A 10987-nucleotide genomic window follows, 5' to 3' on the forward strand; every position below is an offset into this window, starting at 1 on the left:
GGCGTGGGCGACGGCGAGGCCGGAGGCGATCTGAATAGCGATATCGAGAACTTGGGGGAGGGGCAAGGGGCGAGGGGCGATGGGGGATGGGTTGACGGTGGACGGTGGACGGGAAGAATCAATCAGTTCCTTTAATGTCCGCCCTTCCACGTATTCCATGGCGATGAAGACCTGGCCTTCATGCTCGCCGATCTCGTAAACCGTGACGATGTTGGGGTGGTTCAATGCGGCGGCGGCCTGGGCTTCCCGTCCGAACCTTTCCCTCGCCTCAGGATCAGCCGTCATTTGCCTCGGCAAGAATTTCAGCGCCACTTGGCGCTTGAGCTTGGTATCCTCGGCGAGAAAGACCTCTCCCATGCCACCCTGTCCAATTTTTTCCAGGATGTGGTAATGGGAGATAGTCTGGCCGATCATTTTATCAGTCCCACTTTCTTCAGCAGTTTGCTGCACTTTGGATCGGAACGTAGATCCTCGTACACGGGACGAATAATTTCACTTAATTGCGGGTCATGTTCCTGAATGGCCTTTTCGAGCCAGGCTACGGCGTTATCTTTGTCACCAAGTACATAGTAGACATCGGCAATTTTAAAAGAAACCGATAAGCCTTGCTTCGCATACTCATGCAGCTCGCGGAGCGCCTCCAAAGCCTCTTTTCTTCTCCCGGCACGCGCATAACAACGCCCGATTTCTCCCGGCAGTTGAATTTTTGAAAGAAGTGCCGCCTTCTTGTACTCGTTGATGGCTTCAGTAAATTTCCCCTGCAGTTCGGCCACCATTCCCAGAAAGAAATAACTCCAGGGGAACTGGGGATCCAAATCGATTACCTTCTGGCATTGAATTACTGCCTGGTCGTATTGCCGCATGCAGATAAGCGTATGGCCGAGATTCACATTAATGATCAGCGAGAGCGGATCAAGTTCTACTGCGCGCCGGGATTCGGTTATCGCTTCCTCAAACCGGCCCAGCCTGCGCAAAAAGGTGCTGTACCAATGGTGGGCTGTCGGATAGCTTGGATTCAGTTCAATGGCGCGCTTGTATTCGATTTCCGCGCTAGCCAAGTCAAATTGGTTTTCTTTTACGTATCCCAAGGCCGTATGGGCTTCGGCTAGGGTCGGGTCTATCTCCAGGGCTTTTGACGCGGCTTCCAGTGCCAGAGCATAATTTTCTTTTGACCCTGATCCATAGTAAGGCATCACGGCGTAGGCGCTGGCCAATCCGGCATAGGCCAACGCATAGGATGGATCTTTCTCAATTGCCTGGTTGAAATGGGCGACTGCCTTTTGAAAGTCAGTGGTCACCCGTTTGTTCAAATAGAAACGTCCTTTCAGAAAGAGTTCATACGCTTCGGTGTTTTCTGTCTGTTTATTCTCTATCCGCTCTTTCTCCTCCGGTGAAAGTTTCGCTTTTAATGCAGCCGCGATTTTTTGGGCGACATCACTCTGAATGGCAAAAACCTCTATCAGCTCCTTGTCGTAAGTGTCGGCCCAGAGATGGCCCTCGTTGCGGGCGTCGATCAGTTGGGCCACGATACGTACTTGATTTTTCGCCCGGCGCACGCTGCCCTCCAGGACCGTCCACACGTCAAGCTCCTTGCCGATATCGCGGATGTTTTTTGCTGTGTTTTTATAGGTCATGACCGAAGTACGGGAAATCACCTTCAAGTCACCGATTTTCGAGAGCTGGGCGATGATGTCGTCGGTGATGCCGTCGCTGAAGTACTCATCCTCCTTGCTGTCGCTCAGGTTCTTGAAGGGCAGCACGGCGATCGAATGGGTCCAGGCGGGCTGGACGGGGCGTATGTCTGTCGTCTGTTTGGAAACATCTGGCTTTGGCTTCTCCCTAGAAACAAAGGCGATCGAATGGGTCCAGGCGGGCTGGACGGGGCGTATGTCTGTCGTCTGTTTGGAAACATCTGGCTTTGGCTTCTCCCTAGAAACAAAGAACAACGCTGCCGCTGCTGCCACAAAAAGAATGGCCACCACCGGAATTGCCCATCTCGGCCAGCGCCAGGTTTTTCGCCGAGGAGCCGAAGGAACCGGCTGGCGGTCGGGCCGCGAATCTCTCTTCAGGTGCTTCAGATCGACCAGCATGTCATCCGCATGCTGGTAGCGGTCATCCGGCTCCTTGGCCAGGGCTTTTTCCAGGATGCGGTCGAACTCAAGCGGGGCGTCTTTTCGGATCGAGGTCAGTCTCCCGGGCTCCTCGTTCAGGATGGCATATACCACCGCCTGCTCATAGTCGCCCTTGAAAGGTACTTTTCCAGTGAGCATCTCGTAGAGCACCACTCCCAGGGACCATATGTCAGTCCTGTGGTCGACCTCCTTTCCCATCGTCTGTTCAGGTGACATATAATGGATGGTTCCCAGGGTGGAGGATTCTTTGGTTAAGGAAGAGATTCCTTTTAGTTTCGCAAGACCAAAATCCAATATTTTTACCCGGCCGTCCTTGTCGACCAGGATATTCTGCGGCTTGATGTCGCGGTGGACGATGCCTTTGGCGTGGGCTACTGCTAGCCCTTCGGCGATCTGGGTGGCGATTTCAAGAACTTGGGCGAGGGGCAAGGGGTGAGGGGCGATAGGGGATTGGTCGACGGTGGACGGTGTACGGTTGACGGTGATCAATTCCTTCAGCGTCTGGCCCTCGACGTATTCCATGGCGATAAAGACCTGGCCCTCGTGCTCGCCGATCTCGTGGACGGTGACGATGTTGGGATGGTTCAGGGCAGCGGCGGCCTGGGCTTCGCGTTCAAAGCGGGACCTCGCTTCCTTGTCGGCGGTCATTTGGATTGGCAGGAATTTCAGCGCCACTCGGCGCTTGAGCTTCGTATCCTCGGCCTTGTAAACCTCTCCCATGCCGCCGGACCCGATCTTGTCCAGAATGTGGTAATGGGATATGGTCTGACCGATCATGGTTTTTTTGGCTTCGCATGCTCAACCATTTCAGGGCTCCAGGTTCATCTTCCGCAGCAGGGCGTGGAAGGCCGGAAAAGATCGCAGGCGATCGTAGGTCGGGGCAATCTTGATCGCGGTCACAAGGAGTGGATCACGCTCATCGATACCTCTTGCGATCCACTCCAGACTCTCGTCCAGTTCTCCCATGCCATTATGGGCCCAAGCAAGAGCGGATGAGGGCACATATCCAAACCGCCGTCGCGCCATCAACTCCTCCAAGAGTTGCCGCGCCTCGGCAATCCGACCGACCCGGCCGTAAAGGCTACTCAGCGTTCCCAGTGTCAGCGAATTGGCTCCGGAAAGCTCATTCGCCTTCTCGGCTGCGACGATGGCCTCCTCGAACCGACCATTGTACGTATAGGTGATCGAGAGAAACCACTGGGAGAAGAAGAAATATGGGTCCAGATCGATGGTTTGCTGCAGTTGCGCGATGGCTGGTTCGAACTGGCGCGTGACGCCGAGGAGATACCCCAATAGCGTATTGTAGAATGGATCGAGAGGATCCAGCTCCACCGCCCGACGCATCTCGGTCAAGGCCTGTTCCACCCGACCCAGAGGGTAAAGGAACCACAAGGCGTAACACCAGGCGTAATCGTAGCGGGCAGCTGTCGCGGACGGGCTTAACTCTTGTGCACGGAGGAATTCGCGCTCGGCTCCAAGCCAATCAAACTCGCCACTACCAAGGACGGTTCCGAGTGCGCTGTGGGCGTCGGCGATCGTGTCATCGAGTCTGAGGGCCTCGAGTGCCGCCGACTTGGCCCTTGAGAATGACTCCCGCGGATCCGTGGATCCCCAAAAAGCGCTCCAGAAGTAGGATTCTGCCAGCATGACATGCGCCAAAGCGTACTTCGGATCTAGCGCGATGGCTTGCTCACAGTACCGCCGGCCTGTCTCGCGTCCTTCCTGCGTCATTCTCAGCAGGTGATACCGGGCCCTCAGACAGAAGTCATAGGCGGCGAGGTCCTCGGTGTACCGCTTGACAAGCGGACGATCCGCCGCCAACCGTACCCGCAACTTTTCCACAATGGCCTGCGAGATCTCGTCCTGTATGGCAAAGACATCGGTCAACGCCCGATCGAAGCGTTGACTCCACAGGTGGTACCCGTCGCTTGTTTTGACCAGCTGCGCCGTCACCCGGATGCGTTTGCCCACCCTGCGCACGCTCCCTTCCAGAATGTGCGAGACGTTGAGCCGCGCCCCAATCTCGCGCACGTCCGCCTGTTTGCCGCGGAAGGCGAAGGACGAGGTCCGAGCCATCACGCGAAGTCCCGGCACCTGCGTCAGGGCGTCGATGATATCCTCGGCCAACCCATCACTAAAGTACTCATTTTCCTTGTCCGCACTTATGTTTGTGAATGACAACACTGCGATCGAAGGGACCAACTTCTCGTCTTTATGGCCGGAGTCCATGGTTTTGGATTCGAGTCTTCTTTTTATTCCCTTTACTGCCTCGAGCAATTCGGCTGAATTCTGATATCGTTCGTTCTGATCCTTGGAAAGCATTTTTTCAATAAGACGCTCCATTTCGACTGGTACATCATAGCGAAGGTTTCGAAGCGGTTTTTGAACTTCGTTCATGATTGAATAGATTACCGCTTGCTCGTATTCACCCTTGAACGGCAGTTTTCCGGTCAGCATCTCGTAGAGAACGACCCCCAGCGACCAGATGTCGGTGCGCTGGTCGACCTCTTTGCCCATGGCTTGTTCTGGCGACATGTAAGCCACTGTGCCCAAGGTGGATGATTCTTTGGTAATGGATGATACGCCTTTCAACTTGGCCAGACCGAAATCCAATATCTTCACATGGTTGTTCTTGTCGACCAGGATGTTCTGCGGCTTGATGTCCCGATGAACGATGCCTTTTTCATGGGCAGCAGCGAGGCCGGAGGCGAGCTGGGTGGCGATGTCAATGACGTCCTTTACAGGTAGGGGCACGGCGCGCCGTGCCCCTACGCCAATCGCCCCATCACCCGAAATCAATTCCTTCAACACGTGCTTCGTGCAGGAAGCGCTGCTTGGCATCGGGATCGCGGGTCAGCTCGGCTGGTAAAAACTTAAGAGCGACCACGCGCCTGAGCTTGGTGTCCTCGGCCTTGTAGACAACGCCCATCCCGCCCTCGCCGAGCTTCTCGAGGATTGTATAATGTGAGACGGTCCGGCCGATCATGAAACTCTTTTGACCACCACCAGGGTCATGTCATCCATCTGCGGCTGCGTGCCGGCGTATTTTTTCACGTCCTCCAGGATCTCTTCGATCAGCCCCTTGGCGCTGGTTCCGCCCAGGGGCTGCACCAGCTTGATGAGCCGCTTCTCGCCGAATTCCTCGCCGTTTTCATTGATCGCCTCGGTGATGCCGTCGGAAAAGACAAGCAGCCGGTCGCCCGGATGCAGACTCACGCTGTCTTCCTCGAAGGGGAACGATTCGAAGCAGCCCAGGGCCAGGCCGCCTTTCTCGAGCCGCTGCGGCTCTCCATTGGCGCGGAAAAGGAACGGGTAATTGTGGCCGGCGTTGCAGAAGTGGATGGCATGGCTGGAAGTATCCAGGCAGCCGAGGAACAGAGTGGCGAATTTTTCCGCACTGGTGTTGTGGAATAGAAGGGTGTTGGCTTGCTCAAGGCAGGCGGTCAGGGAAGGGTTGGTCATGGTCTGGCTGCGCACGGCCGCCTGCAGGTTGGCCATGAGCAGCGCCGCCGGCAGCCCCTTGCCCGAAACGTCGCCCAGGCAGAATGCCAGCCGTGCCGCGCCCGAGGTCAGGAAATCATAGTAATCGCCGCCGACTGTCTTGGCCGGGACGCTCTTGCCGGCGATGTCGTAGCCCGGCAGAACCGGCGCTTCCTTGGGCAGGAGGTTGGTCTGGATTTCGTAGGCCAGGCGAAGCTCCTCCTGCATGTGCAGCAATGCCTTCTCCTTCTCGGCCAGGCGGGCGTTCTCGATGACCTGGGCCGATTCGCTGGCAATGATCGACAGCAGCCGCTGGTCGTCGGCGTTGAATCCCGGTCCCGATTTTTTATTGAAGGCGACGATAATGCCGATCATATTGCCTTTGCAGACCAGGGGGACGCACAGGAGCGAATTGACCGAGAAAAGGTCGCCGGAGCCGGCGCTGAAGCGGCGGTCGCTCTGGAAATTGTTGACGATGAGCGGGACGCGGTTCTTCAGCATCCAGCCGCTCAGCTGGTCGTCGAGCCGGTAGGGCAGGCGCTGGTGGCTGCTGTCTCCGAAGCGGCAGAGGGTCTGGAATGGTTTTTCCAATTTTTCTTCCTCCAGCAGCAGGACCGCCCCCTGCTCGGCCTGCAGATGGTGCACGCAGCGCTGGGCGATCAGGTCGAGGATCTTTTTCAGGGCCAGGTTGGAATTGATGGCTGTGGCGATCTCGTTGAGGATGCCCAGCTCCTCGACGGCCCGCTGCAGCCGCTTGTTTTCAACCTGCAGCTGCTCGATGGTTTGCTCGCGGTCTTGTTTTTCCATTCTTTTCCCTCCAACGCGCAAAGCAAAAAGTCAAATTGCCCTTATTTTAGAATTTTAATATTTTATTTTCAATAACAATGATTTTTTAACGACTTCCAGGCGGGAGCGGAACTGGCGCTCCAAGTCCTTCGGCACCGGGACGGTTTGTGGTATAATCGCGGCTGGCAACAACATGATCGAAAAAATGAAGGAAATTTTCCGCCACCGGCAGCTGATCCTGATCCTGGTCTCGCGCGAGCTGAAGGCGCGCTACCGCGGCACCGTGCTCGGCTTCTTCTGGAGCCTGTTCAACCCGCTGCTGCTGATGCTCGTGTACACAATCGTCTTCGGCTTCATCGTCAGCCGCGGCAAGGTGGCCGGCTTCGGCAGCGCCAAGCTCTACGCCCTGTTCCTGTTCAACGGCATCCTGCCCTGGACCTGGTTCTCCTCGTCGCTGATGGAGTCGGCCAATGTGCTGATGGTGCACGGAGCGCTGATCAAGAAGATCAAGTTTCCCATCGAGGTGCTGCCGATCATGGTGGTGACCACCAACATGGTCCATTTCCTCCTCGGTTTGCCCGTGCTGATTCTCTTTTTCCTCATCTTCGGCCAGCCGTTGAGCCTGTGGGTGCTCTTCCTGCCCATCAGCCTGATTGTCCAGTATATCTTCACCATGGGACTGTGCTTCCTGATCTCGGCTCTGACCGTCCATTTCCGCGACATCAAGGACATCCTCACCAACCTGATCACCCTATGGTTCTTCACCACCCCGATCATCTATACCTACGATTCGGTGCCCCGGGTGCTGAAAATGGTCCTGAACTTCAACCCCATGACCCACGTGATCGAGTCGTACCATTTCTCCTTTTTCTTCGGGTCGCTGCCGCATTGGAGGCGCCTTTCGATCACGGTGCTGGTCGGGCTGCTGTTTTTATACCTGGGCTACGTGATCTTCGACAAGCTGCGCGACACTTTCGTGGAAGAGGTCTGACATGATCGCCGTGCAAGTCAAGGACGTCTTCAAGTTCTACAAGAAATACGCCGACCGCCACAAGTTCCTGACCATCAAGAGCGCCATGGTCAGCAAGAGCCTTTTCGGCGACTTGCAGGTCGCCGAACGCTTCGAAGCGCTGCGCGGCGTCTCCTTCGACGTCAAGACGGGGCGGACCCTGGGCATCATTGGCGAGAACGGCTCGGGCAAGAGCACCATGCTCAAGATCCTGGCCGGCATCAGCAAGCCCACGTCGGGGTCGGTCGTCACCAACGGCCGGATATCGGCCCTGATCGAGCTCGGCGCCGGTTTTCATCCCGAGATCTCGGGGCGGGAAAACATCTTCATCAACGGCGTCATCCTCGGCCTGACCCGCAAGGAGATCCAGGAAAAATACGAGGAGATCGTCCAGTTCGCCGAGCTGGAGGATTTCATCGATCAGCCGGTCAAGGGCTATTCCTCGGGCATGTTCATGCGCCTGGGCTTTTCCATCGCCATCAACGTCAACCCCGACATCCTGCTCATCGACGAGGTGCTGGCCGTGGGCGACGCCTCGTTCGTCCCCAAGTGCCTGGACAAGATCAACGAATTCCGCCGCCACGGCAAGACCATCATTTTCGTCTCCCACGACCTGGCCACGGTGGAACGGATCTGCGACGACGTCATCTGGCTGAAGAAGGGAAAGATCGAGATGCGCGGCTATCCCAAGCGCGTGGTCGATGCCTATCTCGAGTACGTGGGCAAAAAAGACATAAAAAAGCTCCAGCTGCAGCATGAAAAAGAAGCCAAGCATATCCTGCAAGACAAGGTCGGGCACGATAAGGCCGGAGCCCGGCTGGCGGATGGAACGGAAGGGCTGGAAGACCCGGAAAAGCGCTGGGGCAGCCGGGAAATCGAGATTTCCAACGTCAAGATGTTCGACGGCCAGGGCAAGGAAAAATACATCTACAAAGCCGACGAGCCGCTGACCATCGAATTCGACGTCCAGGCGGCCGCGAGCCAGAAGGATTTTGTTTTCGGCATCGGCGTGTTCAATTCCGAAGGCATCTCCTGCTACGGCTCCAACACCGTCCTGGACGATTTTAGCGCCAGGTCGATCTCGGGCAGCGGCAAGGTCCGGCTGGCGATACCGGCTTTGGGGCTGATCAACGGCACCTATTTCCTGGATGTCGCCGTCCACAAGTTCGACGGCTATCCCTTCGACTATCACCATTTCCTCTATACCTTCCGGGTCAACTCCGCCCATCGCGACGTCGGCATCGCCCGCATCGCCCACCAATGGGAATTTTCGGACAACATCCGCCTGAAAAAAAATGAAAATTCTTGATACGGTCGCGGCGCTGAACCGGGAGCTGGAAAAACGCCCCGGGGACAAGGTCGTATTCACCAACGGGGTTTTCGACCTGCTGCACCCCGGCCATGTCCAGCTGCTGCAGTTCGCGCGCAACCAGGGCGATCTCCTGGTGGTCGGGATCAACGACGACGCGTCGGTCAGGGATCCGCGATATCGAACGGATCGTCGTCCTGGTCAAGGGTGGCGATTACGCTCCCGGCGAGGTCGTGGGCCGCGCGGAAGTGGAGGGGCGGGGCGGCATATTGTGCCTGTTCAAGCTGGCCGGCAATTATTCCAGCTCGGACCTGATCGAAAAAATAGTCAGGAATTTCTAAGCGGCACTGCGCGCTTTTTCCTTTTTCTTCAGGACTTTCACCCAGGCGTAAAAAACGGCCAGCGCCAGCGCGGCGCCGGCGAAAAACCAGGGCCGGCTCAGCCTTCCCGAAAAAACCTTATCCTTCCAGGCCAGGATCAGCAGCGCCGCCATGAGCAGGTTGAAGCAGGAGTCGTTCTCCTTGAAGAAGACCTTGCGGCCGTCGAAGCGGTGGCCGGGAGGGAGATAATTCGCGGTTCGGGGGAGCCAGCGGTTGACGCGGACGCGGTAGTCGGCGTAAGCCTGGCCGTGCTGTTGCAGCAGGAATTCCTCTTCGGCCAGCACGATAAAATGGTACTGCAGGAAGAGAAAAACGATGAAGAGGACCAGGGCCAGCGGCTGGGCGTACATGGTCAGCAGGCCGGCGAAGATGAGCGTGTTCCCCCAGTAAAGGGGGTTGCGCGCCAGCGAGTACAGGCCGGTGGTGTTCAGGCTTTCGGCCTTGAGGAAACTTTCGCGTCCCGAGGTGCCGCTGCCGGCGTAGCCGACGCTGATCATGCGTATCCCTTCCCCGGCGAAAGCGACGATCAGCCCGATCGCGGTCCAGAGCGGCGCCGGCGACAGCGGTTTGAAAAAAATGAAGGTGAGCGCGATGAGCGGCAGGGGAGTGAAGCTGCGGAACTTGAACAGGAACTTGCCGAAACGCAATGGCCAGGGTTGCATGGCCTTAACTTACCGTGAAATGGCTGGACTGTCAAGAATGCAATCGGTGTACGGTTTACGGTGTACGGTCTTTCCCGGTCTCCTTGACAGCTCCTTTTGTCGATGATAAAAAAGGGCTTCTGACAAACGGGTGGAGATTATTGTGGAACAGATCGCGCTGATTATTTTTCTAATCACCTACGCCGGGGTGGCGATCGGCGGCATACCCGGCCTGGCCCTGGACCGCACCGGCATCGCCCTGCTGGGCGCCATCGCCATGGTGGTCGCCAAGGTGCTGACCACGCGCCAGGCTTTCGACGCCATCGACACGGCCACCATCCTCCTGCTTTACGCCCTGATGGTCATCTCCGCCCAGTTCAAGCTCAGCGGTTTTTACACCCGGGCGGCGCTGCGGCTGACCGGGCTAATGTCGCGGCCGCGCCTCTTTTTAATGGCGATCATGGCTTTCAGCGCCCTGCTGTCGGCTTTCCTGACCAACGACATCATCTGCCTCGTGTTTACCCCCATCCTGTGCGTGGCCATCCTCGAAGCCGGGATGAACCCCGTCCCGTTCCTGATCGGCCTGGCCGCAGCCAGCAACATCGGCTCGGCGGCCACGATCATCGGCAACCCGCAAAACATGCTGCTGGGCCAGGTCGGCAGGCTCGATTTTCTCGCCTTCAGCCGCGCCTGCCTGCCGCCGGTCATTTTGGCCTTGGCCGGCGCTTATTTCATTCTGATCGGCCTTTATTGGAGGCAGATTCCCGGACGCCGTGAAGCACCGGCGGAAAAAAAGGCCGACTATCCCGCATTCAACCGCCACCAGACCGTGAAAGGCCTGATCGTCATTGCCATTTTGGTGATCCTTTTTTTGACCCGTTTGCCGCGCGAACTTTCGGCCATTGCCCTGGCCGGATTTCTGCTCTGCAGCCGGCGCATGAAGACCCGCTCGTTGCTGGGCCTGGTCGACTGGCACCTGATCACCCTTTTCTGCTCCCTGTTCATCGTCATGGCCGGCATCGGGGCGGCGCACATCCCCGGGCAGATCATGGTCTTTCTGACCGCCAGGGGAGTGGTTTTGACCCGCATGGTCGATTTGGCCGTCCTGACCACGCTGCTCAGCAACCTGGTCAGCAACGTGCCGGCGGTCATGTTGTTGGTAAAAATTCTGAGTCCGGCCCAGCATCTGTCCTGGGTGGTGGTGGCGCTGGCCAGCACCTTTGCCGGCAACCTGATCACCATCGGCAGCA

The 10987-nt window shown here is 57.3% G+C and carries 10 protein-coding genes and 1 pseudogene; 5 read left to right on the top strand and 6 right to left on the bottom strand.

All coding sequences use genetic code 11. From position 1 onward, the window contains the following. The 5 genes from NTW95_12170 to NTW95_12190 all read right to left on the bottom strand — a co-directional run. The coding region (locus NTW95_12170; GenBank protein MCX6558163.1) for a serine/threonine-protein kinase at positions 1-414 on the bottom strand (414 nt) is incomplete at its 3' end. Then, positions 411-2909, bottom strand: coding sequence for a protein kinase (locus NTW95_12175; protein ID MCX6558164.1), 2499 nt, complete (start codon positions 2907-2909; stop codon positions 411-413). The genes NTW95_12175 and NTW95_12170, both read right to left, overlap by 4 nt. 30 nt (positions 2910-2939) lie before the next feature. After that, complete coding sequence (locus NTW95_12180) at positions 2940-4940, bottom strand: protein kinase (protein MCX6558165.1); 2001 nt, start codon at positions 4938-4940, stop codon at positions 2940-2942. Further along, complete coding sequence (locus NTW95_12185) at positions 4918-5118, bottom strand: hypothetical protein (protein ID MCX6558166.1); 201 nt, start codon at positions 5116-5118, stop codon at positions 4918-4920. Before NTW95_12185 ends, NTW95_12180 begins: the two co-directional genes overlap by 23 nt. After that, positions 5115-6419, bottom strand: coding sequence for a SpoIIE family protein phosphatase (locus NTW95_12190; protein ID MCX6558167.1), 1305 nt, complete (start codon positions 6417-6419; stop codon positions 5115-5117). The genes NTW95_12185 and NTW95_12190 overlap by 4 nt, the downstream gene beginning before the upstream one ends. A 172-nt stretch (positions 6420-6591) precedes the next feature. On the opposite strand from NTW95_12190, the gene NTW95_12195 reads away from it, so the two are divergent. From NTW95_12195 to NTW95_12210, 4 genes and pseudogenes are all read left to right on the top strand, one after another. Beyond that, complete coding sequence (locus tag NTW95_12195; protein MCX6558168.1) at positions 6592-7389, top strand: ABC transporter permease; 798 nt, start codon at positions 6592-6594, stop codon at positions 7387-7389. Position 7390: 1 nt separating this feature from the next. Next, entirely contained in the window at positions 7391-8716 is a 1326-nt protein-coding gene (locus NTW95_12200) for an ABC transporter ATP-binding protein (protein MCX6558169.1), read from the top strand. Then, positions 8703-8831, top strand: a pseudogene (locus NTW95_12205) (D-glycero-beta-D-manno-heptose 1-phosphate adenylyltransferase). The gene NTW95_12200 and the pseudogene NTW95_12205 overlap by 14 nt, the downstream one beginning before the upstream one ends. Then, positions 8809-9057 carry a hypothetical protein gene (locus tag NTW95_12210; protein MCX6558170.1) on the top strand — a complete coding sequence of 83 codons (249 nt, stop codon included), beginning with the start codon at positions 8809-8811 and terminating at the stop codon, positions 9055-9057. Before NTW95_12205 ends, NTW95_12210 begins: the two are co-directional and overlap by 23 nt. Here the strand turns inward: NTW95_12210 and NTW95_12215 are convergent. Next, positions 9054-9758: an isoprenylcysteine carboxylmethyltransferase family protein gene (locus NTW95_12215; protein ID MCX6558171.1), complete on the bottom strand. Its 705-nt coding sequence runs from the start codon at positions 9756-9758 to the stop codon at positions 9054-9056. The two genes, NTW95_12210 and NTW95_12215, sit on opposite strands and share 4 nt — an antisense overlap. A gap of 142 nt (positions 9759-9900) precedes the next feature. Here NTW95_12215 and NTW95_12220 point away from each other — a divergent pair. After that, positions 9901-10987 (top strand): SLC13 family permease (locus NTW95_12220; protein ID MCX6558172.1); only part of this gene is annotated, 1087 nt, incomplete at its 3' end.

The organism is Candidatus Aminicenantes bacterium (genome assembly GCA_026393795.1).
Classification (GTDB): Bacteria; Acidobacteriota; Aminicenantia; order UBA2199; family UBA2199; genus UBA2199.